Genomic DNA, 26,647 nt, shown 5'->3' with positions numbered 1-26,647 from the left:
TGTAAACAGGAAGATATCTATGTCACAACTCGTTCATTTCCAGGGCAACCCGGTTCCCGTTGCCGGCGCGATTCCCCAGGTTGGTAGCAAAGCCAAAGCTTTCACTCTGGTGGCTAAAGATCTGTCCGACGTCACACTGGCGCAGTTCGCTGGCAAACGTAAAGTGCTGAACATTTTCCCGAGCATCGATACCGGCGTGTGCGCAGCTTCTGTCCGTAAATTCAACCAGTTAGCGACCGAAATGAACAACACGGTCGTACTGTGTATTTCTGCCGATCTGCCGTTTGCCCAGTCCCGTTTTTGCGGTGCTGAAGGCCTGAGCAATGTCATCACCCTTTCTACGCTGCGCAGCGAATCGTTCCTGGCGGACTATGGCGTGGGCATCTCCGACGGCGCCCTGAAAGGCCTGGCCGCTCGCGCAGTTGTCGTCATTGATGAAAACGACAACGTTGTGTTCAGCCAGTTGGTGAATGAAATCACCACCGAGCCAGATTACGCGTCCGCGCTGGATGTGCTGAAAGCCTGATCTGCTCCTGATGCATTAAAAAAAGCCTCCATTCGGAGGCTTTTTCATTCATCTTTCTGTTTTCTACTCGTCGCCTTTCTTCTGGCTTAAGCCGTATTCGCGCAGCTTATTAGCAATAGCGGTATGTGACACCCCCAGCCGTTTTGCCAGCTTACGCGTGCTGGGATAGTTACGATAAAGTTGAGTCAGCACCGAGCGTTCAAAACGGCTGGTGATATCGTCCAGCGATCCTTCCATGGCATCTTCCCCCACCGGCACCGTTGCAGCATCGTAATCCGGCAACAGGATATCCTGCGCACGCAACTCATAACCTTCCAGCTGTGTCAGTGCCCGATAAATGGCGTTTTTTAACTGGCGCACATTGCCAGGCCAGCCGTAGCGACTGAGCAACTGATTCAAATCCTGCGACAGTTTCGGACGCGGTACACCTTGTTCATCCGCAAAACGGGCAACGAAGAGTTCGGTCAGCGGCATGATATCCTGCGGACGATCGCGCAGCGGCGGCAGGTTCAGCGTCAGAACATTCAGCCGATAGTAGAGATCTTCCCGGAACAGACCTTTTTGTACCAGTTCCACCAGATTGCGCTGAGTGGCACAGATCACGCGGACATCAACATGTACTTCATGATCTTCGCCTACGCGACGGAAGGTGCCATCATTGAGAAAACGCAGCAGTTTGACCTGCATCCGCGGCGACATTTCGCCAATCTCATCCAGCAATACGGAACCACCGTTAGCCTGTTCGAAAAAGCCCTTTTTCCCTTCCGGCGCGTGACCAAACAGTTCGCTCTCCACAGACTCTTCAGGAATCGACGCGCAATTCAGCGCCAGGTAAGGTTTTCCGGCACGCGGGCTGGCAAGATGACAGGCATGCGCCAGCAGATCTTTGCCGGTGCCGGTATCGCCGGTGATTAACAGCGGTGCTGTCAGTGTCGCCAGTTTGCGGGCCTGTTCAATGAGATGACGCATTTTCGGGCTAACAGCAACAATCTGGCTAAATGCGCTGACATCCTGCTGGCTGAGGTTTTGCAACTGCCGCCCCATCCGGACGGTCGAACGCAGCATCACCACCGCGCCAGTCAGCATCGGTTCGCCGGTTTCCCCTTCCAGATGCACCGGCGTGATCTCCATCAGGAAATTTTGCCCGCCGATCACCACATGTTCGTTATGCGAGTTTTGCGGGTTACCGTCCAGCCACCGTTGAAAGTTAAATCCCGCGATGAGTTGTACCGCGTTGTGATTACGTAATTTATCAATGTCCTGTGCAAAAAGCTGACAACTGGCAGGGTTGGCCAGTTCGATCTTGCTTTTCATATCCAGCGAGAGAACGGGTTCCGGTAACGCTTCCAGCAATGCACTCAGCGCCCGATGTTCCCGCTCAGAAGGCATCCACAACACAGTGCGCACATCAGTCACCCCCGGAATACGGCGTATCTCCGCCATCAGGCTGCTGAATGCGTCAAATTGCAGCGCCGCAAAATTGAGGTAAATTCGCCCGATAGGGTCAATTTCAATCCCGCGTAAATCGATACTGCGCAACACCAGCAGATCCAGCAACTCGCGAGTCAGACCAAGGCGGTCTTCGCAAAAAACTTCCAGACGCATGGGAATAGTCACCCTTATTCATTCACGTAATGAAAGGATGATAAGCCACTTCCCGGCTGCCAGGAAGATGTCTGTCAACAAATATTGACAGCGTGACGGAAAAACCGCCACTGCGCTGTAAAGCTACGCGCGCAGTGCCGGTTTATTACTCTGTGGGGGACGACGATTTGCTCTTCTGCAGGCTCTCTTTTAGCTGACCAATAAGCTGGCGGCGAAAATCTCCCAGACGGGGTTTATCCTCTTCCAGCCAGGGTAACGGGCGGCACAATTCCATGGCTTTGATGCCCAGACGTGCCGTCAGCAACCCGGCACCAATGCCCTGCGCCGCGCGGGCGGAAAGGCGAGCGGCAAGATCCTGCGACATCCAGTCCATACCCACTTCACGTACCAGTTCACTCGCGCCGGCGAAAGCGATGTTCAGCAACACCAGGCGAAACAGTCGCAGGCGGCTGTAGTAGCCCAGCTCAATGCCATACAGCGTAGCAATGCGGTTAATCAAGCGGAGATTGCGCCAGGCGATAAAGGCCATATCCACCATCGCCAGCGGACTGACCGCGATCATCAACGCAGACTCCGCAGCCGAACGGCTGATCTCACGTCGAGCCTGAGCATCCAGTACCGGCTGTACCAGATGGGCATACAGCGTCACCACTTCGCGATCATTTTGCGTTTCATGGATAGCGGCATACCAGCGTTGTAATGCCGGGTGCGCCTGATCCATACCGGCCTGACGGGCAAGTTTTTCGCAAAACGCGCGGCCACGCCCTGCACCATGGCTGTGTAAGAGATCGCGGGCTTCGTCACGCTCCTGCGCCCGCTGCCGCAGACGCCACAAACGCCGCCATTCGCTGGCGACCGAACCGACGCCGGCCCCGATAATCAGCGCACCGGCGGCGCAACCACCTAATGCCACCCAATCCTGCGTCTGCCAGGCGTTCATCGTCCATTGCACACCCTGACCGATCACGCTGACACCAAACAGTGCCAACCCGGCGCTGACCATCTTGCGCCACAGACTGCGTTTCGGACGTAGCGCAGCCTCGACCACCGCTTCCGCCGCCCCCTCTTCTGCTAACGCTTCTACGGCAACTGGCGCGAATTTTTCTGCCTGCGCATCACTGAACGTGTGCGCCGTTTTGAAAGAGGGCGTGACCTCTGCCTCCAACGGCCCGGCGAAATCGATTCTTGGTTTGATCGGCTCGCTCATCGCAATTTATCTCCCATTAAAAATTCCAGCGCAGCGTCCAGGCGTATATGTGGCAACGGCTTGTCGACATCCATCACCTGCGGCCGGAAGGCCTCGAAATTAAAGCCCTGCTTATCCCAGAACGCCTGGCCCGGCAAGCGGGCTGGCACATCGCCCGGATAAACGGTCAGCGGCGTGCCATCACTCAATCGGTGACCGCGCAATGCCGGGATCTTTTCGCCATTGACCTCAATGAGCCCGCTTTGCGTCGCCTGAACCGAAGCCAGCCCAAGACAATCCATACTGATCCCTTCGAACGCGGCATTCTGCCACGCATCCTGAATAAGTTGTTGCAGCAGCGACACCATATTGGCGTGCTGATCAACCGTGATATGGTCAGCTTTTGTGGCGGCGAACAACAATTTGTCGATCACCGGAGAGAACAGGCGACGGAACAGCGTGCGCTGCCCGTAGTGAAAACTTTGCATCAACTGCGTCAGCGCCAGGCGCATATCATTAAAGGCCTGTGGCCCGTTGTTCAGCGGTTGCAGGCAATCCACCAGCACAATCTGGCGATCAAACTTCAAAAAGTGGTGTTTATAAAACCCTTTCACCACCTGTTCACAATAGTAGTTATACCGCTCACGCAGCATGCCTGCGTTGGTGTGTTTATCCGCCTGCGCCAGTTTGCTTTCGCCCACGTTGTCGACATCCGGCCACGGGAAGAATTGCAGCGCAGGCGCGCCCGCCATATCGCCAGGCAGCACAAAACGACCAGGCTGAATAAAATGCAGCCCTTCACGTTTACACTGATGCAGATACGCAGTCCAGGCGGCGGCGATATCCGCCAGCCGGTTTTCATCGGCGGGTGCCAGTGGATCAAGATCAGCGCAGCTTTCCCGCCATTTTGCCGCCCATTCCTGTCGCTGCCCTTGCAGCAGGCCCGTCATCTGCCGCGACCAGCTCAGGTAATCCTGCGCCAGCATAGGGAGATCCAGCAGCCACTCGCCAGGGTAGTCGACAATTTCCAGATAGAGCGTGGAGGTTTCTTTAAAATGGCGCAGCAGCGAATCATTTGAACGAAAACGCAGTGCCAGACGGATCTCACTGACACCGCGAGTGGGCGTCGGCCAGACGGGCGGTGTGCCATAAAGTTGAGCCAATCCTTCATCATACGTAAAACGCGGGATGCCAAAGTCACGTTGCGGCACGCGCTTTACCCCGAGAATCCGCTCTTCACGCACCGCACTCAGTAACGGCAAGCGCGCGCCTGCGTGAATAGAGAGAAGCTGGTTAACCAGTGCGGTGATAAACGCTGTTTTACCGCTACGGCTCAGGCCAGTCACCGCAAGGCGTAAATGCCTGTCCATACCACGGTTCACCAGCGCGTTCAGTTCATTCTTGAATCGATCCATCGCCATTGTGTGTCGCCCTGAAGTGAAAACAAGAGGTAGAGTGTATGAGATGTGGGCAGGTTACTGATTATCAACCAACCGAAAGAGCAAATGACCCCGCAGGATCATTTGTCGTTCATAAAGCGGCGGGAAAATTGACTGGCTGCACGTTTCAGTAACGGCTCCAGCGCAAAGGCCAGCAGCAGCTTCACTGGCCGCCGGGCAACGGATTTAACCGCCCAGCCAGCCACACCAGCCGGGCCATAACGCAGCGCCGTGAGCAACGCCAGTTTCCCGGCGACCTTCAGCGCTGGCGTCACTTTACGGCTTGTTTGTTGCCAACGATGATTCATGGTTACCTCTTTAAAGCTGGCGGAACCGGCTACGCAGGGAAAAGGTGTCGGAGGTGACGTAACGCTCCATCTGCCGCAAACGCGCCTCCCCCGCTGCCAGCTGCGCATCTACCGCATCAAGTAACTCACTGCTGCTGGGGACAGTCTCCCCTTCAGCATAATTGTCTGGTAGCGGATCAAGCACAAAAAACAGCACGATATAGGCGGCTACAACGATAAAAAACAGGCCGAAACACATCGCCAGAATGGTCAGAATACGTACGATTTTGACGCGGATATCCAGATACTGCGCGATCCCCGCGCACACGCCACCTACTTTGCCGCGTTGCGGAATGCGCCACAATTTTTTATTAAGGTCGAGGGTAGCCATCAGCGATCTCTCCAGTTCGGGTGTTCCGCATCAAGAATATCTTCCAGCGCCTGAATACGTTCACGCATCCGTGTGGCATCTTCCGATAACTGCATTAACCGCTGCTGTTCGCTCTGATTTAATTCGCCGCGCGAGGTGCGGTTGTTGTAATGCAGCCATAACCAGACAGGCAAAATAAACAGGATGAATAGCGTCAGGGGTATAGCCAGAAAAAGCGTGCTCATGTGTACTCCTTACAGGGATGACGCGCGGCATCTTCTGATGCCGCCGCTGTTTATTATTGATTATCCTGCTTCATTTTGGCTTTCAGTTGCGCCAGTTGTTCACTGATTTCGTCATCCGCGCGGAGTTCAGCAAACTCCTGGTCCAGCGATTTCTGTTTGCCAAAGCCGTGGCTCTCCGCTTCGGCTTCCATTTGGTCAATACGGCGCTCAAAGGATTCAAAACGTGCCATCGCTTCATCGAGTTTGCCGCTGTCGAGCTGGCGACGCACATCACGGGAGGAGCTGGCCGCCTGGTGACGCAATGCCAGTGCCTGTTGACGGGCGCGCGTTTCACTGAGTTTATTTTCCAGTTCGCCAATCTCTTTTTTCATGCGCGTCAGGCTTTCATCAACCAATGTGATTTCCTGCTCCAGCGTGTCGATAAGCGCGGTGACTTTCTGTTTCTCGATCAGCGCAGCGCGCGCCAGATCGTCTTTTTCTTTGCGCAACGCCAGTTCGGCTTTTTCTTGCCATTCGGCCTGTTGCGCCGTGGCCTGCTCAATCCGGCGTGTCAGCTGTTTTTTCTCTGCGAGTGCGCGGGCCGAGGTAGAGCGGACTTCCACCAGCGTGTCTTCCATCTCCTGAATCATCAGGCGCACCAGCTTTTGCGGATCTTCTGCTTTTTCCAGCAGCGAATTAATGTTGGCGTTCACGATGTCGGCAAAACGAGAAAAAATACCCATAGTCAGTTCCTCTTCATTTCTGTAATCGGGCTCAGCCCTGCTACGGGACTATTACAATCTTCGTGCCAATTTTTATCTTCTTGATTTTGAATAAGTTGAATAATTTTACCACGCTATTCTTTTCGTCTAGAGTGGTTAATAACACCAACAAGTGGCGAATTTCATCATGTCTGAACACAAGGATAACCTCCTCGGCGAAGCCAACAGCTTTATTGAAGTGCTGGAGCAGGTTTCACGTCTGGCGCCGATTGATAAACCCGTGCTGATCATCGGCGAGCGTGGTACCGGTAAAGAGTTGATTGCTAACCGTCTGCACTTTCTCTCCTCCCGCTGGCAGGGACCATTTATCTCTCTTAACTGCGCAGCATTAAATGAAAACCTGCTGGATTCGGAACTTTTCGGCCACGAAGCAGGCGCCTTTACCGGCGCACAAAAACGCCATCCGGGCCGTTTTGAACGCGCCGATGGCGGGACGTTATTTCTTGATGAGCTGGCCACCGCGCCCATGCTGGTACAGGAAAAGCTGCTACGGGTCATTGAATATGGCGAACTGGAACGCGTAGGCGGTAGCCAGCCGTTACAGGTTAATGTCCGGCTGGTCTGCGCCACGAATGCCGACTTGCCACAAATGGTGCGTGACGGGACCTTTAGGGCGGATCTTCTCGACCGGCTGGCATTCGACGTTGTGCTGTTGCCGCCGCTGCGCCGTCGCCAGAGCGATATCATGCTGATGGCGGATCACTTTGCGATCCAGATGTGCCGTGAGCTGTCGCTGCCGCTGTTTCCGGGGTTCACCGAACGTGCCCGCGACGTACTGCTTCATTATCCGTGGCCAGGCAATATCAGGGAACTGAAAAACGTGGTTGAACGGTCGGTCTACCGGCACGGCAGCAGTGAAACGCCGCTGGATACCATTATCATCGATCCCTTTAACCGCGATGCAACTGCCACGCCACAGGCAGAACAAGATACATCCGCCGCTCCCGTATTGCCGCTGGATTTGCGCAAATTTCAGCACGATCAGGAAAAACAGTTACTGGAAGCCAGTTTGCAGCAGGCAAAATTTAACCAAAAACGCGCCGCAGAATTATTAGGTTTGACCTATCACCAACTGAGAGCGCTACTGAAAAAGCATCAAATAAGCTGAAATCGCCGACAATAACAGCAGTCGTTAGCAGACATTTGTACGAAGCTATGGCAAGTGCGATACACTTTGCTCATGAATTTAAAATCGTTGAAGAAATCATGCGTCTGGTTTTCTCTTCCCTGTTATTGACGGCGAGCCTGGTGACAGGCATTACGCACGCTGCGGCACCACCCGCCCGTGACGCGGATATCCGTGATAGCGGCTTTGTCTACTGTGTTAATGGCCAGGTCAGCACCTTTAACCCGCAAAAGGCAAGCAGCGGTCTGATTGTTGATACGCTGGCAGCGCAGCTTTATGACCGACTGCTGGATGTGGATCCTTACACCTACCGTCTGGTGCCGGATCTGGCTGAGAGCTGGGAAGTGCTGGATAACGGCGCAACGTACCGTTTCCGCCTGCGCGACGGCGTGGCTTTCCAGACCACCGCCTGGTTCACTCCGCACCGCACGTTGAATGCGGACGACGTGGTGTTCACCTTCCAGCGCATTTTCGATCGCAATCATCCGTGGCATAACATTAACGGCGGCAGCTTTCCCTATTTTGACAGTCTGCAATTTGCTGACTCCATCGACAGCGTGCGCAAACTGGATAACCGTACCGTTGAGTTCCGGCTGAAAAAACCGGATGCCTCGTTTTTATGGCATCTGGCCACGCACTATGCTTCTGTGATGTCAGCCGAATACGCCGCGCAACTGGCGAAAGACGACCATCAGGAATTGATTGACCGGCAGCCAGTGGGCACAGGGCCTTATCAACTGGATGAATATCGCGCCGGGCAGTATATTCGGTTACAACGTCACGAAAAATTCTGGCGCGGCAAGCCATTGATGCCGCAGGTTGTTGTCGATCAGGGTTCCGGTGGCACCGGTCGCCTGTCCAAATTATTGACCGGTGAGTGTGATGTGCTGGCATGGCCCGCCGCCAGCCAGTTGACCATTCTGCGCGATGACCCGCGTCTGCGCCTGACGCTGCGCCCAGGCATGAACATCGCCTACCTTGCCTTTAATACCGATAAACCACCGCTAAATAACCCGGACGTGCGCCATGCATTGGCCTTATCCATTAATAACCAGCGGCTGATGCAATCGATCTATTACGGTACTGCCGAAACGGCAGCGTCGATCCTTCCACGTGCCTCATGGGCTTACGATAACGAAGCAAAGATTACTGAGTATGACCCGGAAAAAGCGCGTGAGCGCCTGAAAGCATTGGGGCTGGAACATATGACGTTGCAGCTGTGGGTCCCTACCACTTCGCAAGCCTGGAACCCCAGCCCACTGAAAACCGCCGAGCTTATTCAGGCGGATATGGCTCAGGTCGGTGTCAAAGTGGTGATCGTCCCGGTTGAAGGCCGTTTCCAGGAAGCGCGTTTGATGGACATGAACCATGACTTAACGCTGTCGGGTTGGGCGACGGACAGTAACGATCCGGACAGTTTTTTCCGCCCAATGCTCAGTTGTGCGGCCATCACCTCGCAAACGAACTTTGCCCACTGGTGTAACCGCGAATTTGACGACGTGCTGCAAAAAGCGCTGGTATCGCAGCAGTTGGCTGCGCGTATTGACGCGTATGACGAAGCGCAACAAATCCTCGCGCGCGAGTTGCCAGTGCTGCCGCTGGCGTCGTCCCTGCGCTTGCAGGCCTACCGTTATGATATTAAAGGGCTGGTGCTGAGTCCGTTTGGCAGCGCCTCGTTCGCCGGTGTCTCGCGGGAAAAACAAGAGGTCTCACCGCCATGATTATTTTTACCCTGCGCCGTTTGTTGCTGCTGCTGGTGACGTTATTTTTGCTGACCTTTGTCGGGTTCAGTCTCAGCTATTTCACGCCGCATGCGCCACTCCAGGGGGCGACATTATGGAACGCCTGGGTGTTCTGGTTTAACGGGCTCCTGCACTGGGATTTCGGTGTTTCCAGCATTGATGGTCAATTGATTGCCGGGCAGTTAAAAGAGGTGTTCCCGGCGACCATGGAACTGTGCATTCTCGCGTTTGGCTCTGCGCTGTTGGTGGGGATCCCGGTTGGTATGCTGGCGGGCGTGATGCGCAGCAAATGGCAGGACAGGCTCATCAGCGCCATCGCCCTGCTCGGTTTTTCGATTCCTGTCTTCTGGCTGGCGTTACTGTTGACGCTCTTTTTCTCGCTTAATCTCGGCTGGTTGCCGGTTTCCGGGCGTTTCGACCTGCTGTATGAAGTGAAAACCATTACAGGTTTCGCCATTATCGATGCCTGGCTGTCCGACTCACCGTGGCGCGAAGAGATGATCATCAGCGCCCTGCGTCATATGGTGTTGCCGGTGCTGACGCTGGCAGTCGCACCAACCACTGAAGTGATCCGCCTGATGCGAATCAGTACCATCGAGGTGTTTGACAAGAACTACATTAAAGCCGCGGCGACACGTGGGCAATCAATGTTAACGATCCTGCGCCGACACGTACTGCATAACGCCCTGCCGCCGGTGATCCCCAAACTGGGGTTGCAATTTTCCACCATGTTGACGCTGGCGATGATCACCGAAATGGTCTTTAGCTGGCCTGGCCTCGGTCGCTGGCTGATCAATGCCATTCGCCAGCAGGACTATGCGGCTATTTCCGCCGGTGTGATGGTGATTGGCTCACTGGTCATTATCGTTAACGTGATTTCCGATATTCTGGGCGCGCTGGCGAACCCGTTGAAACATAAGGAATGGTATGCCTTACGATAGCGTCTACAGCGAAAAGCGCCCACCTGGCGCGTTACGCACCGTGTGGCGTAAATTCTACAGCGACACGACGGCGATGATCGGTCTGTACGGTTGCGGCGCGCTGCTGGTGCTGTGCGTGTTCGGCAACTGGTTTGCACCCTATGGCCTTGACCAGCAATTCCTCGGCTATCAGTTACTACCGCCCTCCTGGTCGCGCTACGGTGACGTATCGTTCTTCCTCGGTACAGACGATCTCGGCCGCGATGTGTTAAGCCGTCTGCTGAGCGGCGCAGCGCCCACGGTGGGTGGCGCATTTCTGGTGACGCTGGCCGCCACGCTGTGTGGACTGGTGCTCGGTGTATTTGCCGGCGCGACACACGGTCTGCGCTCGGCGGTGTTGAACCATATTCTTGATACGCTGTTATCGCTGCCGACGCTGCTGCTGGCCATTATTGTGGTGGCCTTTTCCGGCCCGCACCTCTCCCACGCCATGTTCGCGGTCTGGCTGGCATTGCTGCCACGCATGGTGCGTTCGGTCTACAGTATGGTGCATGACGAGCTGGAGAAAGAGTATGTGGTGGCCGCGCGACTCGATGGCGCTTCGACGATGAATATTTTGTGGTTTGCGGTGTTGCCGAATATCACCTCCGGCATGATCACGGAAATCACCCGCGCCCTGTCAATGGCGATCCTCGATATCGCTGCCCTCGGTTTTCTCGATCTGGGCGCACAGCTCCCCTCCCCGGAATGGGGTGCAATGCTGGGTGATGCGCTTGAGCTGATTTATGTGGCTCCCTGGACAGTCATGCTGCCCGGTGCGGCAATTATGATCAGCGTATTGTTGGTGAATATTCTTGGCGACGGTATTCGCCGCGCGATTAATGCGGGGGTGGAATAATGCCGCTACTTGATATTCGCAATCTGACCATCGAAGTGAAGACCGGTGAAAACTGGGTTAAAGCGGTTGATCGCGTCAGCCTGACCCTCGCCGAAGGTGAAATTCGTGGGCTGGTGGGAGAGTCCGGGTCCGGAAAAAGCTTAATTGCTAAAGCAATTTGTGGTGTCACCAAAGAGAACTGGCGGGTCACCGCCGACCGCATGCGCTTTGATGATATCGACTTACTCCGCCTGTCTGCACGGGAGCGGCGTAAGCTGCTTGGTCATAACGTGTCGATGATTTTCCAGGAGCCGCAATCCTGTCTCGACCCGTCTGAACGTGTCGGCAAACAGTTGATGCAAAATATTCCGGGTTGGACGTGGAAAGGCAGCTTATTGCAACGGTTTGGCTGGCGTAAACGCCGCGCCATCGAGCTGCTGCACCGCGTCGGTATTAAAGATCATAAAGATGCGATGCGCAGTTTTCCTTATGAACTGACGGAAGGTGAATGCCAGAAAGTGATGATTGCCATTGCGCTGGCTAACCAACCGCGTTTGCTGATCGCCGATGAGCCGACCAATGCCATGGAGCCGACGACCCAGGCACAGATTTTCCGCCTGCTTACCCGTCTGAACCAGAATAACAACACCACGATTATGCTGATCAGCCATGATTTGCAGATGCTCAGCAAATGGGCGGATCGCATTAACGTGATGTATTGTGGGCAAACGGTGGAAACCGCCCCCAGCGAAGAGCTGATCGTGACACCGCATCATCCTTATACTCAGGCGCTCATTCGCGCTATCCCCGATTTTGGCAGCGCCATGCCACATAAAAGCCGGCTGAACACCATGCCTGGCGCAATTCCGTTACTCGAACAGTTACCGATTGGTTGTCGCCTCGGGCCGCGTTGCCCTTATGCCCAGCGTAAATGTATTGAGAAGCCCCGGCTTACGGGGGCAAGAAATCATCTTTATGCCTGCCATTTCCCGCTGAATATGGAGAGTGAGTGAGATGGTCGAAACCTTGCTTGAAGTCCGCAACCTGAGCAAAACGTTCCGTTATCGTACCGGCTGGTTCCGTCGCCAGACCGTAGAAGCCGTGAAACCGTTGAGTTTTACGCTGCGGGAACGGCAAACGCTGGCGATTATTGGCGAGAACGGTTCCGGAAAATCGACGTTGGCCAAAATGCTGGCGGGGATGGTAGAGCCCAGTTCCGGCGAACTGGTGATTGACGACAAACCGTTGCATTACGGGGATTATACGTTTCGTAGCCAGCATATTCGTATGATTTTTCAGGATCCGACAACGTCGCTAAATCCGCGTCAGCGTCTTTCGCAAATCCTGGATTTTCCGCTGCGTCTGAACACCGATCTCGACCCTGATGCGCGGCGCAAGCGCATTCTCGAAACGCTGCGCATGGTCGGACTGTTGCCGGATCATGTGAACTACTATCCGCATATGCTGGCACCGGGACAGAAGCAGCGTCTGGGGCTGGCGCGGGCGCTGATCCTGCGCCCCAAAGTCATTATTGCGGACGAAGCGCTGGCATCACTCGATATGTCGATGCGTTCGCAGTTAATCAATCTGATGCTGGAATTACAGGAAAAACAGGGTATCTCTTATATTTACGTCACCCAGCACATTGGCATGATGAAACATATCAGCGATCAGGTTCTTGTCATGCACCAGGGAGAAGTGGTTGAGCGCGGCAGTACTGCCGATGTGCTTGCATCTCCGTTGCATGATTTAACAAAACGCTTAATTGCCGGGCATTTTGGTGAGGCATTAACAGCCGATGCATGGCGAAAAGACCGTTGATTCAATAGTTTCAGTGGTCGGATTAACTCATCCGGCGACTCATGATAGAATCGCCGCGTTTTAACGACGATCGTCCGAACACGATGACGATCGCCACAACAATGAATATAAGGATTAGAGCTATGGGTTTTCTTTCCGGTAAGCGCATTCTGGTAACTGGCGTCGCCAGCAAACTGTCCATCGCATACGGCATCGCACAGGCTATGCACCGCGAAGGCGCTGAGCTGGCTTTCACCTACCAGAACGACAAGCTGAAAGGCCGTGTTGAAGAGTTTGCCGCCCAGCTGGGTTCCAGCATTGTGCTGGAGTGCGACGTTGCTAAAGACGAAAGCATCGATGCCCTGTTCACTGACCTGGCGAAAGTCTGGCCGAAGTTCGACGGTTTCGTCCACTCCATCGGTTTTGCGCCGGGCGATCAACTGGATGGCGACTATGTGAATGCTGTTACCCGTGAAGGTTTTAAAATTGCTCACGATATCAGCTCCTACAGCTTCGTTGCGATGGCAAAAGCGTGCCGCGAGATGCTGAATCCGGGTTCTGCACTGCTGACCCTCTCCTATCTGGGGGCTGAGCGCGCCATCCCGAACTACAACGTGATGGGTCTGGCGAAAGCGTCTCTGGAAGCCAACGTACGCTATATGGCGAATGCGATGGGTCCGGAAGGCGTGCGCGTTAACGGTATCTCCGCTGGCCCAATCCGTACGCTGGCTGCTTCCGGTATCAAAGATTTCCGTAAAATGCTGGCGCATTGCGAAGCCGTTACTCCGATTCGTCGCACCGTGACCATCGAAGATGTGGGCAACTCGGCTGCGTTCCTGTGTTCTGACCTCTCTGCCGGGATCTCCGGTGAAGTGGTTCACGTAGATGGCGGGTTCAACATTGCTGCCATGAACGAACTGGAAATCAAATAATGCTCCTCGCCCCTTCCTGCGAAGGGGCGTTTTCCCTCGATATGCCATTCTGATATTTATTATCACCTAACAATCTTTCATCCCTCTCTCCGCTTACGCCAGGATTAAGCAGCAAAAAAGATCCGGCGCAACAGACCTGCCGTCGTATCCGGATCGCCACTTTCAGACCAAGGAACGACCATGGAACAACGCCGGATTTCAGGCAAAAACCACTGGTATCATGAAACCCAGTCGACTGCCCGCCGGGCCCACGCGCTACCGTTGGTTCCCGAAGCAGCCACCGTAAACGACCCTTTCCTGCTCGATCTGACCCTGCCGGATGATCTGTTAACCGACATCGACAGTATCGTTATCCCCGCACGCAAACTCTATGCCTTGCTGTTTCCCCAGCGGGTGGCCGTTAATCGCTTGCGGACATTCAGCGCCTATGATCGTCTCAGCACCGCACTCACCGCAGCCCAGGTATTTGGCGTGCAGCGGTTATGCAATCACTACGCTGCGCGTCTTGCACCGTTACCCGGTCCGGACTCATCAAGGGAAAGTAACTACCGGCTGGCACAAATAACCCAGTACGCCCGCCAACTTGCAGCGTCGCCATCGGTGATTGACGCCCGCGCGCGCCAGCAGCTCGAAGAGGTAGGACTGTCGTTGTACGATTTGGTGATCATTAACCAGATTATTGGGTTTATTGCCTTCCAGGCCCGTATCGTGGCGATGCTACAGGCGCTCCTGGGTCATCCTGTGCGTTTTATTCCGGGAATGGATATGCAGCAGGAAGCCGATGCAGACCGTTTTTCCCGGGCAGAAACGATGTGGCAAGCCGGTATCGACGCGGTGGAATTACGTATTGCCAGTGCTCCGCAAATGGAATCCCTTGCCCGCTGGCAGCCCTTACCGGAACTGCGGTTACTGGCACCTGTATTGGCTCACGAACACCTGATCCTTAACGAGCTGGGCGCGATAGCAGACCAGGTGGCGCAGCAGAGACCCGACGTGCAACTCGCGGCACTGGCGGCGCTTTATACTGCCCGGATTAATGGCAGCGAGCACTGTTTTGCCGAGCAGCTACGTCGCAGGAAAGACGGAGCACAACGGGAATTAGTGCTGCGTGAAGGTGGACGAGAATTGCAGCGCGTATTCGCCAGCAATGCACAAGAAAGCGCGTTGATACAAGCCGTTCAGTTGCTGACCTGCGCGCCAGACAGGTTTAGTCCGTTATCATTTTCGTTGTTAACTGAGCAGGATCTTAGCCGCCGCGCGGTTGTCAGCTTGCTGGCGGAGTGCGCCCTCTGTGCCTGGTTAAATCGCCTGAAAATCGCGCTCGGTCAGACGGTGTAAAACGCGTGGCGCGTGCGGAGCAGTGGCGTAAGCTTGCCCTTATGCCCGCAGAGTTTTGCTGAAACAGCGCTTGCTGCGACAGGCAGAATCGCGTAAAACTGTCAGCCGCTCTTTTGGCCACGAAACTACATAACTATGCTCCAGGACAATCCGCTGCTTGCGCAGCTAAAACAGCAACTTCATTCACAGACACCGCGTGCGGAAGGCGTCGTCAAAGGCACAGAAAAAGGCTTTGGCTTTCTGGAAGTCGATGCGCAAAAAAGTTATTTCATTCCGCCGCCGCAAATGAAGAAAGTGATGCATGGCGATCGGATCATTGCCGTCATCCACAGTGAAAAAGAGCGCGAAAGTGCAGAGCCAGAAGAACTGGTTGAACCGTTCCTTACCCGTTTTGTCGGCAAAGTGCAGAAGAAAGACGACCGGCTTTCTATCGTGCCTGACCATCCGTTGCTGAAAGACGCGATTCCTTGCCGCGCGGCCCGTGGCGTTGAGCACGATTTTAAAGAAGGCGACTGGGCTGTCGCAGAGATGCGTCGCCATCCGTTGAAGGGCGATCGCGGTTTTTACGCTGAGCTGACGCAGTTTATTACCTTCGCAGAAGATCATTTTGTACCGTGGTGGGTGACACTCGCACGCCACAATCTGGAAAAAGAAGCGCCAAACGGCGTGGCTACCGAAATGCTGGATGACGGTCTGGAGCGCGTGGATCTTACCGCGCTGGATTTCGTCACTATCGACAGCGCCAGCACCGAAGATATGGATGATGCGCTGTACGTTGAAGAAACGCGCGACGGGAAACTGCAACTGACGGTTGCCATCGCCGACCCGACAGCCTGGATTGCTGAAGGCAGCAAACTGGATGATGCGGCTAAAATTCGTGCCTTCACCAACTACCTGCCGGGCTTTAATATCCCGATGCTGCCGCGCGAACTGTCCGACGATCTCTGCTCCCTGCGCGCGAATGAAGTTCGCCCGGCACTGGTGTGCCGTATGACACTGGATAGCGAAGGCGCCATCGACAGCAATATTGAGTTTTTTGCCGCAACCATCGAATCAAAGGCCAAACTGGCCTACGATGATGTCTCCGACTGGCTGGAAAACAGCGGAGAATGGCAGCCGCCAAGCGACGCCATTGCTGCGCAAATCCGCTTGTTGCACCGCGTAAGCCAGCTCCGAGCTGAGTGGCGCCATGCGCACGCGCTGGTGTTTAAAGATCGCCCGGATTACCGTTTTGTCCTTGGCGAAAAAGGCGAAGTGCTGGATATCGTGGCAGAACCGCGCCGCGTAGCTAACCGTATTGTTGAAGAGTCAATGATCGCCGCCAACATCTGTGCCGCACAGGTATTACGCGACAAGCTGGGCTTCGGTATTTACAACGTGCATATGGGCTTTGACCCGGCTAACAGTGAACAACTGGCCGCCATGCTGAAAACGCACGGCATGCACGTTGATGCGGAAGAGGTGCTGACGCTGGACGGCTTCTGTAAACTGCGTCGCGAACTGGATGCACAGCCGTCGGGCTTCCTTGATAGTCGTATTCGTCGCTTCCAGTCTTTTGCTGAGATCAGCATCGAACCAGGCCCGCACTTCGGTCTGGGACTGGAAGCCTACGCGACCTGGACCTCACCGATTCGTAAGTATGGCGACATGGTCAACCATCGTCTGCTGAAAGCCATTATTAAAGGTGAAACGCCAAAACGTCCGCAGGATGACACAACCGTGCAGATGGCTGAACGCCGCCGTCTTAACCGCATGGCGGAGCGTGATGTCGGTGACTGGCTGTATGCTCGCTTCCTGCAGGACAAAGCCGGTACTGATACCCGGTTCTCTGCGGAAATTATCGATGTCAGCCGCGGCGGCATGCGTGTTCGTCTGGTGGATAATGGCGCAGTCGCGTTTATTCCTGCACCGTTTATTCATGCCGTACGTGATGAACTGGTATGCAGTCAGGAAAGCGGCACCGTGCAAATTAAAGGCGAAACCGTATTCAAAGTGACCGATGTTATTGATGTCACCATTGCGGAAGTCCGGATGGAAACCCGCAGCGTGATCGCCCGCCCTGCCATGTAACAGCATCGTTATAGAGCGCCTTCCTGAGCCGGAAGGCGCTTTTTTGATTGCGATACGCCACGAATTTTTTTCTCCCCCCTCACACAAATCTGAAAAAAACGACCACAATAACAACACAGGCCACTGTGCGTTTACTGCGTAATTAAGCGATTAATGCTCCTCAGTCAGGTTGACTGACAGGCTCGTTTAGCGGTGCATCATAAAAAGAAACAACGCGTTCATGCCTGGTTATCCCCCTTCTTTAACAGGTGGTTCTCCATCGCTACATAAGTACCGGTTGCGCTTTCACGTGGATTGGGAGAGAGCATGAAAGACGAACAGGAAGAAAATTTGCTGTTTCGTTATCTGGGATCTAACAGCCCGTTCTGGCGATTGACTGCCGATAGCAATGCCCTGCACTTTTCTCCGGACGAAGGGTCCGATGCCAGCTTCGTGGTGACATTAAGTGACGCTCAGGCCGGGCAGATCCGCGAAATGACAGTGATCACATCCAGCCTGACCCTGAATATTGTCTTGTATGGCGAAGCCGTGTCGGTACATCTTGTTGGACGCAAAATTAGCCGTAAGGCGTGGGCAGGCAGTGCCTCCGCGTGGCATGACACCCAATCCGTCGCCCGTGACCTGGTACAGGGGCTCTCTTTTGCTGAGCAAGTGGTCTCTGAAGCCAATTCGGTGATTGTGATCCTTGACCGTCGCGGCAACATTCAGCGTTTTAATCGCCTCAGCGAAGAATACACCGGCATGAAAGAGCAAGAGGTGATTGGGCAAAACGTCTTTAAATTATTCATGAGTCGCAGTGAAGCGGCCGCCTCGAAACGTAATATTGCAGGTTTTTTTCATAATGGTGCCCCCTACGAAGTCGAGCGCTGGATCAAAACCCGCAAAGGTCAGCGCCTCTTCCTGTTCCGCAATAAATTCGTCCATAGCGGTAGCGGTAAGAACGAAATATTTCTTATCTGCTCCGGCACCGATATTACGGAAGAGCGCCACGCCCAGGAGCGCTTACGCCTCCTGGCCAATACTGATACCGTCACTGGTTTACCCAATCGCAACGCCATTCAAGAACGCATCAGCGATGCCATTGCCCATCGTGGCGATACGCAGATTGGCATCGTCTACCTGGATTTGGACAACTTTAAAAAAGTGAACGATGCCTATGGCCATATGTTCGGCGATCAGCTGTTGCAGGCCGTGGCGTTGGCAATTTTAAGCTGCCTTGATGAAGGGCAAGTGCTGGCACGGCTTGGCGGCGATGAATTTATCGTACTGGCGACCGACACCTCCCAGAGTGCTCTGGAAGCCATGGCTTCGCGGATCCTGACACGTCTACGCCAGCCCTTCCGCATTGGCTTAATTGAAATTTATAGCGGCTGTTCGCTGGGGATTTCACTTGCCCCGCAGCACGGTAACGATCGCGAAAGCGTGATTCGTAATGCCGACACGGCCATGTATACCGCCAAGGAGAACGGGCGCGGTAAATTCTGCGTCTTCTCGCCAGAAATGAACCAGCGTGTATTTGAATATCTCTGGCTCGATACCAATCTGCGCAAAGCACTCGAAAAAAATCAATTGGTTATACACTATCAGCCGAAAATAACCTGGCGCGGTGAAATACGCAGTCTGGAAGCACTGGTGCGTTGGCAATCTCCCGAACGCGGGCTGATCCCGCCGCTCGACTTTATCGCGTATGCCGAAGAGTCTGGTTTGATTGTGCCATTAGGACGCTGGGTGATGCTTGACGTTGTGCGTCAGGTGGCGGAATGGCGAGACAAAGGCATTCATTTGCGCGTGGCGGTGAATGTTTCCGCGCGCCAGTTGGCCGATCAGTCGATTTTTAGCGACCTTAAGCAGGCGCTGAAGGATGTTCACTTTGATTATTGCCCTATAGATGTAGAGCTGACGGAGAGCTGCCTGATTGAGAATGAGGAACTTGCTCTATCGGTAATTAACCAGTTCAGTGAACTGGGAGCGCAGATTCACCTCGACGATTTTGGTACAGGTTATTCGTCTCTGTCGCAACTGGCGCGTTTTCCGCTTGATGCCATCAAACTCGATCAATCGTTTGTGCGTGATATTCATAAACAGTCTGTATCCCAGTCGCTGGTGCGGGCGATTGTCGCTGTGGCGCAAGCACTTAATTTGCAGGTGATTGCTGAAGGTGTGGAGAGTGCAAAAGAAGACGCCTTTCTGACCAAGAACGGCGTCAACGAGCGGCAGGGGTTTTTATTTGCCAGGCCTATGCCCGCTGCCGCATTTGAGCGCTGGCTTAAGCGCTATCTGGCACGAAAAGCGCCCTAGCTGGCTTTACTGAAACTGGTTGAGACATGGCGGTTCTGCAACTGTACCAGTCGTTCCATATACGCAATGTCTTTAGGCTGTACGCAAAAAGCGGCATCCACCCAGTCTTCTGTGATGTCCATTAATTCACTGCGCGGCAGTTGCAAAACTCGCTGGCGGGCCCGGAGCATCGCCCGGACGCCATTAAGGCGCGGCAATAGTGTATCGATGAAAGTCCGCGTAGCGATAAAGCCCTGCCCGGCATCAAAGGCGAGATCCACCAGTCCCTGGGACGCATACCATTCAGCTGTATGCGACTCGCCTTTGTAGATCAGTTCCTCTGCCAGTTTCATTCCCGAACGCCGGGCCACCAACGAGTAACCGCCCATGCCCGGAAACAGGTTAAACGCGATTTCCGGAAAGCCAAGGCGTGCATCACGTTGTGCCAGAACAAAATGATGCGCTAACGCCGCTTCAAAACCGCCACCAAGGGCGCTGCCTTCTACCATGGCCAACGTCACAGCGCCGGTGTCAAAACCGCGTGACGCGGCGTGTACACAGTCTACGCAGGCCCGGGCATAGGCTCTTAGCGCTTCACGGCGACCGTTTTTGATGCACTCAATAAAGAATTGTAAATCGCCACCGGTATTGTACATACCGGGGACCAGCGAGCCGGTTACCCAAAAATCGACGCTGAACCCCGCCTGCCTGACCAGCCACGAGATATTCATGATCTCTTCAATTAAAGCGTGGTTAAAACAGGGTCGTGGTCGGGCGCGCAACATCATCCAGACTGTGCGGCGTTCCTCCTCGTAAAAGCCAGAAAGTTGCGTAAAGCGTTCATCATCGGTAAACAGTTTGCACGTAGCGTGGTTGATAATCGTCATTGCTTTACCCTCCGGTAGGAAAATAGCGCATTGCGCGCACAGCAAGCCTAATCCACCCCCGAAGGTGACTGCGTATCACATACTGAATATATAATGAGTGCTTATAAGTTTTTGAGATTTCGCTTTTTACCCTTCTCTTTTTACACTGTTTTCTGCATCATTGAATTTATTCATTTTTCGATTTTGAGGTGAAGGTATGGCAGACATCGATGTGAAGCAACTTGCCAGCCGGATCGATACCGTGCTGGATATTCTGGTTGCCGGGGATTATCAATCCGCCATTCGCAACCTGGAAATTCTGAAAGCGGAATTATTAGATCCCGACAACAATGACAAAACGTCTTCTTCCGGTGCACCTAAGACGCCCTGGGAAATTTGAATTTCTTCCTTTCGCCATCACGCGGTAGCCGGGAAGCGACACCCGTCATGGCGATTTCATCATCCCGACGAACAATCAGAAATTTGTGGCTATGAATTCCCGACAACAACTCATATTACAGACCGTCATCGATAAAGGCCGGATAAGCGTTGCGGATCTTGCGCGCATGACCGGTGTCTCTGAAGTCACTATTCGCCAGGATCTGAACACACTGGAAAAACAGAGCTATCTGCGCCGTATGCATGGTTTTGCTGTACCGCTCGACAGCGACGACGTTGAAACGCGCATGATGAATAATTACACCGTAAAACGCGATCTGGCGGACTTCGCTGCCTCACTGGTTAGTCCGGGCGAAACGGTGTTTATTGAGAATGGCAGCAGCAATGCCCTACTGGCGCGTAAACTTGGCGAGCAGCGAGATATCACGATTATCACGGTCAGCAGTTATATTGCGCATTTGCTGAAAGATTCACTTTCTGAGGTGATTCTGCTCGGTGGCATCTACCAGAAAAAAAGCGAAAGTATGGTGGGCCCGCTGACGCGTCAGTACATTCAACAAGTGCATTTCAGCAAGGCGTTTATCGGTATTGATGGCTGGCAACCGGAAACCGGGTTTACCGGGCGAGATATGATGCGTACTGATGTCGTTAACGCTGTGCTGGAAAAAGGCAGCGATGCTATTGTCCTCACCGACAGTTCGAAGTTCGGCGCAGTACACCCTTACACCCTCGGTCCGATTGCGCGCTTCCAGCGGGTGATCACCGACAGTAATCTGGCCTCAGAAACCCATCTCCAATTTCAGCAAGCGGGTCTGATTGTCGATATCGTCGGACCTGGCGCGAACCGCTAAGTTCCCCAGCCCGTGAAAGCGGGCTAACCCCCTCTTATCTGAGAGTATTCCGACCGGGTGATTAAGACTATTTACCTGTCCTGTAACGAGCCGCGGCGTAAAATTAATATTAGCGATATAACAGGAAGTGACTATCACTCACGTGATTGTATTACGCCTGCGCAGCAAGGTTTCACGGAATGGCTTTCAGGCGGCCCTCAATGGCTATACTAAAAGAGAACATCTTTCCGTGAATCGATTATTCAGGAGAAAGTATGATGATGTTAACAAGCAAAAAAATGGCCGCTGCAGTACTGGCAGTTACCCTGGCAATGTCCCTGAGCGCCTGTGGTCACTGGTCTAAACGCGATCGTAATACCGCCATCGGTGCGGGTGCGGGTGCGCTTGGCGGTGCGGTGCTGACTGATGGTAGTACGCTCGGTACGCTGGGCGGCGCGGCTGTCGGTGGGATCATCGGCCACCAGGTTGGTAAGTAATTGGTGAGCGAGACGGCGACTACAGCAAAATAACGATACTTTCTTTTCAGGTCTGAGTTTTACACAGTGTAAAACATAAAGCCGTGGTGTATTGCCACGGCTTTTCTGTTTTATCCACCAGCAAGTTTGACTTTCATTCCTTTGGCCTCCAGTAATGACTTCAGCAAATCGCGTTTGTCACCCTGGATCTCGATCACGCCATCTTTCACTGCCCCGCCACACCCGCATTTTTTCTTTAACTCTGCCGCCAATTTAACCAGCGATTCATCATCTTCATCAATGCCGGTAATCAGGCAGACACCTTTACCTTTGCGTCCGCTGGTTTGGCGTTGAATACGCACAATGCCATCCCCTTTTGGACGAGCAGGTTGCGTCTTAGGCTCATCAATACGCCCGGTTTCTGTCGAGTACACCAGACGGCTATTGTCATCGTGCATTATGCCCCCTTACCTAAAGCGATATTGATAGCTTTCAGCGTTTGCGCCGGATCGGTGGATTGTGTAACCGGGCGACCAATGACCATATAGTCTACACCTGCGGCCAACGCCTGTTCAGGCGTCATAATACGGCGCTGATCGCCAGCTTCGCTGCCCTGAGGACGAATTCCTGGCGTGACCAGTTTAAAATCATGGCCCAACACGCTCTTAAAGCGCACCGCTTCCTGCGCGGAACATACCACCCCATCCAGACCACATTGCTGGGTGAGTTTTGCCAGCCGTTCAGCATGTTCTGCTGGAGTCGCCTGAATGCCAAGATCCTGTAAGTCACTGGCTTCCATACTGGTTAATACCGTCACCGCAATCAGTAGCGGGGCCTCTTTGCCAAATGATAATAAGGCTTCTTTTGCTGCGGTCATCATGCGCGCGCCGCCAGACGCATGAACATTCACCATCCATACACCCAGATCGGCGGCCGCTTTCACTGCATGCGCTGTGGTGTTAGGAATATCGTGGAATTTCAGGTCGAGGAAGATATCGAAACCACGCTGCTGCAACTCGCGAACCAGTTGCGGCCCAAACAGCGTGAACATCTCTTTGCCTACTTTCAGTCGGCAGTCGCGAGGGTCGATACGGTCGACAAACGCCAGGGCTTTGTCACGGTTATCATAATCGAGAGCCACGACAACCGGCGAAGCGGTAACAGCACGGGAAGTCGGGAAAGCAGTAGACGTCATGATCAGACCTTCTCAAATGAGGGCACCCGCTCAGGCGCAAAATGAATAAACGGCGAGCATTCTACCTGTGCAGGGTGGCAAATAACAGCGGCCATTTTCGTCCTGACAGACAATGTAATGGCACTGCTGCTTCATTCTTAGAACCCAATAAACAAGTATGTTGTAACTAAAATCCAGGCTTTTAAAAAATTACTGCCCGTCAAGGCCACGAATCGGTTTCACCGTCGACCAGGCTCGGCAGGATGGACAATGCCAGTACATGGTAAAAGCGGTAAAACCGCATTTATGGCAACGATAACGCGGTTTACTGCGAATCTGCTCACCAACCATCTCACGCAGCACGGCCAGGCTCTCTTTCGCGCGCCCTTCTTCTGCCTCATTCAGGTGGTAATCCATTAGCTTATGGAAGACGCGCATCGTTGGATGACGCTGAAGCTGATGCGTGACATACAGCTGCGCCGCATCCGGACCTTCTCGTCGTTCCTTAATCTCTGCCAGCATCAGTTCGGCAGTTGCCCCGGAGTTCTCTTCCACACACCGCTGCAAAAACGCCGCCCACTCATCATTTTTACCCAACTGCTGGTAGCAGGTTTGCAACATGTCCAGCGTTTCACTGACCAGTTCTTTATCCTGATCAATGACGCGCAACAGGTTGTCGGCCGCTTTAGCGTAATCCCCGCTGGCCATAAATACCCGCCCCATCATGATGGAAACACGCGGGCTATCGCGATCGGCGGCGGCGCCTTTTTTCAGCAACGCCATTGCTCTGTCCATATCGTCATTGCCCATTTGCTGCAGCGCTAATTCGCAGTAAAAATGGGCAATTTCTGTGCGTTGTTTGTCTTTTCCCAGTTTTACCAGACGCTCAGCAACATCGATGGCCTTCTGCCATTCGCTGGTCGCCTGATAAATCTGCAATAGCTGCTGCAACGCGCTAATGCGAAAATCGGTTTCATCCACCAGTTGGTTAAACATATCTTCGGCACGATCGTACATCCCGGCCGCCATATAATCGCGTCCAAGCTGTTGCACCGCCAGCAAACGCTGGTCATAGGATAATGATGCGCTTTCCATCAGCGTCTGATGGATACGGATAGCGCGATCGACTTCGCCACGCGAACGGAATAAATTCCCCAGGGTGAGATGCGCTTCAACGGTACCGGTGTCCTCTTTCAGCATATCAAGGAACAGGTCGACCGCTTTATCCTGTTGGTTGCTCAGTAAAAGGTTAACCCCGGCGACGTATTCACGTGACAGCCGGTTCGCCTCATCCTGCTTTGTCTGTTGAGCATTTCTGCGCCCCATATACCAGCCATAGGCAGCGGCGACAGGTAACAGCAGAAACAACAACTCCAGCATAGAATATTATTCCTTCACTGCCGGTGCGCCGGTAGCAACCGGGACATCTGTCGCAGGGGTAAGCTGGTGCTCAAGACGTTTGATTTTACGCTCAGCGCGCGCCAGAGAAACGCGAACGCGCAACCAGAACAGGCCGCAAATCAGCCAGCCGATCGCGAACCCAGCCGCAAACAGTACAGCCAGCAGCGTAGAGATGCGGTATTCGCCCTGGGCGAGCAAATAGTTGAACGTCACTTGCTGATCGTTTTGCGCACCCAGCGTAATCGAGACGACAAAAATGGCTAACACCAGTAAGAAAATGAGTAAATATTTCACATTACATCCCGTTATGTGCTTCCGAGCGATGAATATATGGGCAACTGCGACTAACCAGCCCTATAAACTACCATTTTAGCGCCCGGCGCGAAATGGTAATGCATGACGTTAAATTCTGATTTGGGGGGTAACCTACGAAAATCAAGGTTCCTGGTCCCGCTCGACGATTTCCTGCACCTCATCAACCGGCGGTGTTAACGGCCCACAGAGGCGCTGCGCCAGCCAGGTTGCCACCGTCACCAGTAGCCAGGAGATCAGTGTCGCCACCACTAAATCACGCGGCCAGTGCATCCCCAGGAGTAAACGGCTCCCCATTACGCCTGTTGCCCACACCAGTAAAATCGCGATGGTCCAGGTGCGTCTGCGCGGCCATAACAGCCCAACACCCAACAAGGCCCAACTCGCCGCAAACATGGTATGCCCGGACGGAAAGGCAAAACCGGTCTCTTTTTGCCAATGTTTGCGTAAAAATGTCGGAATATCATGCTGGCTGGAGAGCTGGCTTTTCACCCAGTCACCTCTGGCCTTGCGCTTTAACGCATAGAACTCCTCCGCCTGAATATGATCTGTTTTTTCCAGCCACATGACAAAAGGCCGCGGTTCCTGGACACGCTCCTTGACGAAAGATTTCACTCCCTGCCCCAACAAGATTGCGCAGCCGAGAATGGCAAACAGCATTAACGCAGGCTTCAGGCGAAAACGAAGGCACCAGAGAAACCACGCGCAGAGCGCCGCATGAGTGATTATCCCCCAAGGCTGAGTGACCGTTTCAGTGAGCCAGAACAGAAAATGCAACCACACGGTTGATTGACCCGGTTCCCAGTTCCAGCCGGAGATCCACACTGCCAGCGGCATAATCAGTAACATCGCCGCCCCCGCCGTTGTTCGTTTTGCAATTGACAGCATGTCTTCTCCTTTCATGTAAGCGTCACAATCATAACTGAAAAATGGCATTCCCGCAGGAACCAACGTATTCGTGCGCTTAAGGCGCAATAAGTTGGTCACAAGTAGGCGATAATGCAGGCATTGTGGCAAAATACGTTTATACAGAAGGCCAACAGGCTACAGGTGCGCAGTGCGCCAATATAATCCGGAGATTCACATGCAGCTTAAACGAGTGGCAGAAGCCAAACTGCCTACCCCCTGGGGCGACTTCCTGATGGTGGGTTTTGAAGAACTGGCAACCGGGCAGGATCACGTTGCCCTTGTCTTTGGTGATATTTCAGGGCAGCTGCCCGTTCTCGCGCGTGTGCATTCGGAGTGTCTGACGGGAGACGCGCTTTTCAGTTTACGTTGCGATTGTGGTTTCCAGCTTGAAGCAGCATTGAACCATATTGCCGAAGAGGGCCGCGGCGTGTTGCTCTATCATCGTCAGGAGGGTCGAAACATTGGCCTGCTCAATAAAATCCGCGCCTATGCGTTACAGGATCAGGGCTACGATACCGTAGAAGCGAACCATCAGCTTGGTTTTGCTGCCGACGAGCGAGACTTCACCCTGTGTGCTGATATGTTCAAACTTTTGGGAGTTGATGAAGTGCGTTTGTTGACCAATAACCCGCGCAAAGTGGAAATCCTTACTGAAGCAGGAATCAATATTGTTGAGCGCGTGCCGTTGATCGTTGGACGTAACCCCAAAAACGCGCATTACCTCGACACCAAAGCCGAGAAAATGGGCCACCTGCTGAAGTAATCTGTAACAAACAGCG

The 26,647-nt window shown here is 53.8% G+C and carries 28 protein-coding genes; 15 read left to right on the top strand and 13 right to left on the bottom strand.

Features of this window, described 5'->3' with window-relative positions; genetic code table 11:
* Positions 1 to 19: 19 nt before the first annotated feature.
* Positions 20 to 526, top strand: coding sequence for a thiol peroxidase (tpx, locus tag O9K67_RS11785; RefSeq protein ID WP_061496146.1), 507 nt, complete (start codon positions 20 to 22; stop codon positions 524 to 526).
* A gap of 63 nt (positions 527 to 589) precedes the next feature.
* Here the strand turns inward: tpx and tyrR are convergent, their stop codons facing one another.
* The 7 genes from tyrR to pspA all read right to left on the bottom strand — a co-directional run bounded on the left by tyrR (position 590) and on the right by pspA (position 6,380).
* On the bottom strand, positions 590 to 2,131 hold the full coding sequence (gene tyrR, locus O9K67_RS11780) for a transcriptional regulator TyrR (protein ID WP_061496148.1): 1,542 nt from the start codon (positions 2,129 to 2,131) through the stop codon (positions 590 to 592).
* A gap of 145 nt (positions 2,132 to 2,276) precedes the next feature.
* Positions 2,277 to 3,338, bottom strand: a complete 1,062-nt coding sequence (locus O9K67_RS11775; protein WP_061496150.1) for a TIGR01620 family protein — start codon at positions 3,336 to 3,338, stop codon at positions 2,277 to 2,279.
* On the bottom strand, positions 3,335 to 4,732 hold the full coding sequence (locus tag O9K67_RS11770) for a YcjX family GTP-binding protein (protein WP_061500054.1): 1,398 nt from the start codon (positions 4,730 to 4,732) through the stop codon (positions 3,335 to 3,337). The genes O9K67_RS11775 and O9K67_RS11770 overlap by 4 nt, the downstream gene beginning before the upstream one ends.
* A gap of 104 nt (positions 4,733 to 4,836) precedes the next feature.
* Complete coding sequence (gene pspD, locus O9K67_RS11765; protein WP_061496153.1) at positions 4,837 to 5,064, bottom strand: phage shock protein PspD; 228 nt, start codon at positions 5,062 to 5,064, stop codon at positions 4,837 to 4,839.
* A gap of 10 nt (positions 5,065 to 5,074) precedes the next feature.
* Positions 5,075 to 5,434, bottom strand: coding sequence for an envelope stress response membrane protein PspC (gene pspC / locus O9K67_RS11760; protein ID WP_061496155.1), 360 nt, complete (start codon positions 5,432 to 5,434; stop codon positions 5,075 to 5,077).
* Complete coding sequence (gene pspB, locus O9K67_RS11755; protein ID WP_061496157.1) at positions 5,434 to 5,658, bottom strand: envelope stress response membrane protein PspB; 225 nt, start codon at positions 5,656 to 5,658, stop codon at positions 5,434 to 5,436. Before pspB ends, pspC begins: the two co-directional genes overlap by 1 nt.
* A 53-nt stretch (positions 5,659 to 5,711) precedes the next feature.
* Positions 5,712 to 6,380: a phage shock protein PspA gene (gene pspA / locus O9K67_RS11750; protein WP_061496159.1), complete on the bottom strand. Its 669-nt coding sequence runs from the start codon at positions 6,378 to 6,380 to the stop codon at positions 5,712 to 5,714.
* A gap of 166 nt (positions 6,381 to 6,546) precedes the next feature.
* On the opposite strand from pspA, the gene pspF reads away from it, so the two are divergent.
* From pspF to pdeR, 10 genes are all read left to right on the top strand, one after another.
* Positions 6,547 to 7,527 (top strand): phage shock protein operon transcriptional activator, encoded by a 981-nt coding sequence (pspF, locus tag O9K67_RS11745; protein ID WP_061496161.1) that lies wholly within the window; start codon positions 6,547 to 6,549, stop codon positions 7,525 to 7,527.
* A gap of 98 nt (positions 7,528 to 7,625) precedes the next feature.
* Positions 7,626 to 9,266 carry an ABC transporter substrate-binding protein SapA gene (sapA, locus tag O9K67_RS11740; protein ID WP_061500057.1) on the top strand — a complete coding sequence of 547 codons (1,641 nt, stop codon included), beginning with the start codon at positions 7,626 to 7,628 and terminating at the stop codon, positions 9,264 to 9,266.
* Positions 9,263 to 10,228, top strand: a complete 966-nt coding sequence (gene sapB, locus O9K67_RS11735) for a putrescine export ABC transporter permease SapB (protein WP_061496163.1) — start codon at positions 9,263 to 9,265, stop codon at positions 10,226 to 10,228. Before sapA ends, sapB begins: the two co-directional genes overlap by 4 nt.
* Positions 10,215 to 11,105 carry a putrescine export ABC transporter permease SapC gene (gene sapC, locus O9K67_RS11730; RefSeq protein ID WP_061496164.1) on the top strand — a complete coding sequence of 297 codons (891 nt, stop codon included), beginning with the start codon at positions 10,215 to 10,217 and terminating at the stop codon, positions 11,103 to 11,105. The genes sapB and sapC overlap by 14 nt, the downstream gene beginning before the upstream one ends.
* Positions 11,105 to 12,097: a putrescine export ABC transporter ATP-binding protein SapD gene (sapD, locus tag O9K67_RS11725; protein ID WP_061496166.1), complete on the top strand. Its 993-nt coding sequence runs from the start codon at positions 11,105 to 11,107 to the stop codon at positions 12,095 to 12,097. The genes sapC and sapD overlap by 1 nt, the downstream gene beginning before the upstream one ends.
* A gap of 1 nt (position 12,098) precedes the next feature.
* Positions 12,099 to 12,905 carry a putrescine export ABC transporter ATP-binding protein SapF gene (gene sapF / locus O9K67_RS11720; RefSeq protein WP_061496168.1) on the top strand — a complete coding sequence of 269 codons (807 nt, stop codon included), beginning with the start codon at positions 12,099 to 12,101 and terminating at the stop codon, positions 12,903 to 12,905.
* A 122-nt stretch (positions 12,906 to 13,027) separates the two neighbouring features.
* Positions 13,028 to 13,816 carry an enoyl-ACP reductase FabI gene (gene fabI / locus O9K67_RS11715; RefSeq protein ID WP_061496169.1) on the top strand — a complete coding sequence of 263 codons (789 nt, stop codon included), beginning with the start codon at positions 13,028 to 13,030 and terminating at the stop codon, positions 13,814 to 13,816.
* A gap of 180 nt (positions 13,817 to 13,996) precedes the next feature.
* Positions 13,997 to 15,154, top strand: a complete 1,158-nt coding sequence (locus O9K67_RS11710; protein ID WP_061496171.1) for a CMD domain-containing protein — start codon at positions 13,997 to 13,999, stop codon at positions 15,152 to 15,154.
* A 135-nt stretch (positions 15,155 to 15,289) separates the two neighbouring features.
* Positions 15,290 to 17,224, top strand: coding sequence for an exoribonuclease II (locus O9K67_RS11705; RefSeq protein ID WP_061496173.1), 1,935 nt, complete (start codon positions 15,290 to 15,292; stop codon positions 17,222 to 17,224).
* 306 nt (positions 17,225 to 17,530) lie between these two features.
* Positions 17,531 to 19,522, top strand: coding sequence for a cyclic di-GMP phosphodiesterase (pdeR, locus tag O9K67_RS11700; RefSeq protein WP_061496176.1), 1,992 nt, complete (start codon positions 17,531 to 17,533; stop codon positions 19,520 to 19,522).
* Here the strand turns inward: pdeR and O9K67_RS11695 are convergent.
* A complete protein-coding gene (locus O9K67_RS11695; RefSeq protein ID WP_061496178.1) occupies positions 19,519 to 20,388 on the bottom strand; it encodes a crotonase/enoyl-CoA hydratase family protein in 870 nt (289 codons plus the stop codon). The two genes, pdeR and O9K67_RS11695, sit on opposite strands and share 4 nt — an antisense overlap.
* A gap of 196 nt (positions 20,389 to 20,584) precedes the next feature.
* Here O9K67_RS11695 and yciZ point away from each other — a divergent pair, with 196 nt between their 5' ends.
* From yciZ to osmB, 3 genes are all read left to right on the top strand, one after another.
* Positions 20,585 to 20,767 (top strand): protein YciZ/DeoL, encoded by a 183-nt coding sequence (yciZ, locus tag O9K67_RS11690; protein ID WP_061496180.1) that lies wholly within the window; start codon positions 20,585 to 20,587, stop codon positions 20,765 to 20,767.
* Between the two features lie 91 nt (positions 20,768 to 20,858).
* Complete coding sequence (yciT, locus tag O9K67_RS11685) at positions 20,859 to 21,617, top strand: DNA-binding transcriptional regulator YciT (RefSeq protein WP_061496182.1); 759 nt, start codon at positions 20,859 to 20,861, stop codon at positions 21,615 to 21,617.
* A 257-nt stretch (positions 21,618 to 21,874) separates the two neighbouring features.
* Positions 21,875 to 22,093 carry an osmotically-inducible lipoprotein OsmB gene (osmB, locus tag O9K67_RS11680; protein ID WP_025263597.1) on the top strand — a complete coding sequence of 73 codons (219 nt, stop codon included), beginning with the start codon at positions 21,875 to 21,877 and terminating at the stop codon, positions 22,091 to 22,093.
* A 110-nt stretch (positions 22,094 to 22,203) separates the two neighbouring features.
* On the opposite strand, the gene yciH is transcribed toward osmB, so the two are convergent.
* The 5 genes from yciH to pgpB all read right to left on the bottom strand — a co-directional run bounded on the left by yciH (position 22,204) and on the right by pgpB (position 25,847).
* The gene (gene yciH, locus O9K67_RS11675) at positions 22,204 to 22,530 is read right to left on the bottom strand and encodes a stress response translation initiation inhibitor YciH (protein ID WP_061496184.1); all 327 of its coding nucleotides are present in this window, start codon (positions 22,528 to 22,530) and stop codon (positions 22,204 to 22,206) included.
* Positions 22,530 to 23,267, bottom strand: coding sequence for an orotidine-5'-phosphate decarboxylase (pyrF, locus tag O9K67_RS11670; RefSeq protein ID WP_061496186.1), 738 nt, complete (start codon positions 23,265 to 23,267; stop codon positions 22,530 to 22,532). The genes yciH and pyrF overlap by 1 nt, the downstream gene beginning before the upstream one ends.
* Positions 23,268 to 23,456: 189 nt before the next feature.
* A complete protein-coding gene (gene lapB / locus O9K67_RS11665; protein ID WP_061496188.1) occupies positions 23,457 to 24,626 on the bottom strand; it encodes a lipopolysaccharide assembly protein LapB in 1,170 nt (389 codons plus the stop codon).
* Between the two features lie 6 nt (positions 24,627 to 24,632).
* A complete protein-coding gene (locus O9K67_RS11660; RefSeq protein WP_061496190.1) occupies positions 24,633 to 24,941 on the bottom strand; it encodes a LapA family protein in 309 nt (102 codons plus the stop codon).
* 141 nt (positions 24,942 to 25,082) lie between these two features.
* Positions 25,083 to 25,847 (bottom strand): phosphatidylglycerophosphatase B, encoded by a 765-nt coding sequence (gene pgpB / locus O9K67_RS11655; RefSeq protein WP_061496192.1) that lies wholly within the window; start codon positions 25,845 to 25,847, stop codon positions 25,083 to 25,085.
* A 196-nt stretch (positions 25,848 to 26,043) separates the two neighbouring features.
* On the opposite strand from pgpB, the gene ribA reads away from it, so the two are divergent.
* Positions 26,044 to 26,631 carry a GTP cyclohydrolase II gene (gene ribA / locus O9K67_RS11650; RefSeq protein WP_061496194.1) on the top strand — a complete coding sequence of 196 codons (588 nt, stop codon included), beginning with the start codon at positions 26,044 to 26,046 and terminating at the stop codon, positions 26,629 to 26,631.
* Positions 26,632 to 26,647 lie beyond the last annotated feature (16 nt).

It is taken from the genome of Kosakonia oryzendophytica, from assembly GCF_027886705.1.
In the GTDB taxonomy this organism is placed as follows: Bacteria; Pseudomonadota; Gammaproteobacteria; order Enterobacterales; family Enterobacteriaceae; genus Kosakonia; species Kosakonia oryzendophytica.
The sequence above is the reverse complement of the archived record's forward strand: the minus strand, read 5'-3'. Positions and strand labels throughout refer to the sequence as shown.

Excerpts from the sequence above, each read along its gene's own strand:
- pgpB (WP_061496192.1), bottom strand. The coding sequence starts at position 25,847 with ATGCTGTCAATTGCAAAACGAACAACGGCGGGGGCGGCGATGTTACTG.
- pspD (WP_061496153.1), bottom strand. The coding sequence starts at position 5,064 with ATGAATCATCGTTGGCAACAAACAAGCCGTAAAGTGACGCCAGCGCTG.
- pspF (WP_061496161.1), top strand. The coding sequence starts at position 6,547 with ATGTCTGAACACAAGGATAACCTCCTCGGCGAAGCCAACAGCTTTATT.
- O9K67_RS11695 (WP_061496178.1), bottom strand. The coding sequence starts at position 20,388 with ATGACGATTATCAACCACGCTACGTGCAAACTGTTTACCGATGATGAA.
- pspC (WP_061496155.1), bottom strand. The coding sequence starts at position 5,434 with ATGGCTACCCTCGACCTTAATAAAAAATTGTGGCGCATTCCGCAACGC.
- yciZ (WP_061496180.1), top strand. The coding sequence starts at position 20,585 with ATGGCAGACATCGATGTGAAGCAACTTGCCAGCCGGATCGATACCGTG.
- fabI (WP_061496169.1), top strand. The coding sequence starts at position 13,028 with ATGGGTTTTCTTTCCGGTAAGCGCATTCTGGTAACTGGCGTCGCCAGC.
- sapD (WP_061496166.1), top strand. The coding sequence starts at position 11,105 with ATGCCGCTACTTGATATTCGCAATCTGACCATCGAAGTGAAGACCGGT.
- lapB (WP_061496188.1), bottom strand. The coding sequence starts at position 24,626 with ATGCTGGAGTTGTTGTTTCTGCTGTTACCTGTCGCCGCTGCCTATGGC.
- pdeR (WP_061496176.1), top strand. The coding sequence starts at position 17,531 with ATGAAAGACGAACAGGAAGAAAATTTGCTGTTTCGTTATCTGGGATCT.
- yciT (WP_061496182.1), top strand. The coding sequence starts at position 20,859 with ATGAATTCCCGACAACAACTCATATTACAGACCGTCATCGATAAAGGC.
- pspB (WP_061496157.1), bottom strand. The coding sequence starts at position 5,658 with ATGAGCACGCTTTTTCTGGCTATACCCCTGACGCTATTCATCCTGTTT.
- O9K67_RS11705 (WP_061496173.1), top strand. The coding sequence starts at position 15,290 with ATGCTCCAGGACAATCCGCTGCTTGCGCAGCTAAAACAGCAACTTCAT.
- O9K67_RS11710 (WP_061496171.1), top strand. The coding sequence starts at position 13,997 with ATGGAACAACGCCGGATTTCAGGCAAAAACCACTGGTATCATGAAACC.
- osmB (WP_025263597.1), top strand. The coding sequence starts at position 21,875 with ATGATGTTAACAAGCAAAAAAATGGCCGCTGCAGTACTGGCAGTTACC.
- O9K67_RS11770 (WP_061500054.1), bottom strand. The coding sequence starts at position 4,732 with ATGGATCGATTCAAGAATGAACTGAACGCGCTGGTGAACCGTGGTATG.
- ribA (WP_061496194.1), top strand. The coding sequence starts at position 26,044 with ATGCAGCTTAAACGAGTGGCAGAAGCCAAACTGCCTACCCCCTGGGGC.
- sapA (WP_061500057.1), top strand. The coding sequence starts at position 7,626 with ATGCGTCTGGTTTTCTCTTCCCTGTTATTGACGGCGAGCCTGGTGACA.
- O9K67_RS11775 (WP_061496150.1), bottom strand. The coding sequence starts at position 3,338 with ATGAGCGAGCCGATCAAACCAAGAATCGATTTCGCCGGGCCGTTGGAG.
- tpx (WP_061496146.1), top strand. The coding sequence starts at position 20 with ATGTCACAACTCGTTCATTTCCAGGGCAACCCGGTTCCCGTTGCCGGC.
- pyrF (WP_061496186.1), bottom strand. The coding sequence starts at position 23,267 with ATGACGTCTACTGCTTTCCCGACTTCCCGTGCTGTTACCGCTTCGCCG.
- tyrR (WP_061496148.1), bottom strand. The coding sequence starts at position 2,131 with ATGCGTCTGGAAGTTTTTTGCGAAGACCGCCTTGGTCTGACTCGCGAG.
- yciH (WP_061496184.1), bottom strand. The coding sequence starts at position 22,530 with ATGCACGATGACAATAGCCGTCTGGTGTACTCGACAGAAACCGGGCGT.
- pspA (WP_061496159.1), bottom strand. The coding sequence starts at position 6,380 with ATGGGTATTTTTTCTCGTTTTGCCGACATCGTGAACGCCAACATTAAT.
- sapF (WP_061496168.1), top strand. The coding sequence starts at position 12,099 with ATGGTCGAAACCTTGCTTGAAGTCCGCAACCTGAGCAAAACGTTCCGT.
- sapB (WP_061496163.1), top strand. The coding sequence starts at position 9,263 with ATGATTATTTTTACCCTGCGCCGTTTGTTGCTGCTGCTGGTGACGTTA.
- sapC (WP_061496164.1), top strand. The coding sequence starts at position 10,215 with ATGCCTTACGATAGCGTCTACAGCGAAAAGCGCCCACCTGGCGCGTTA.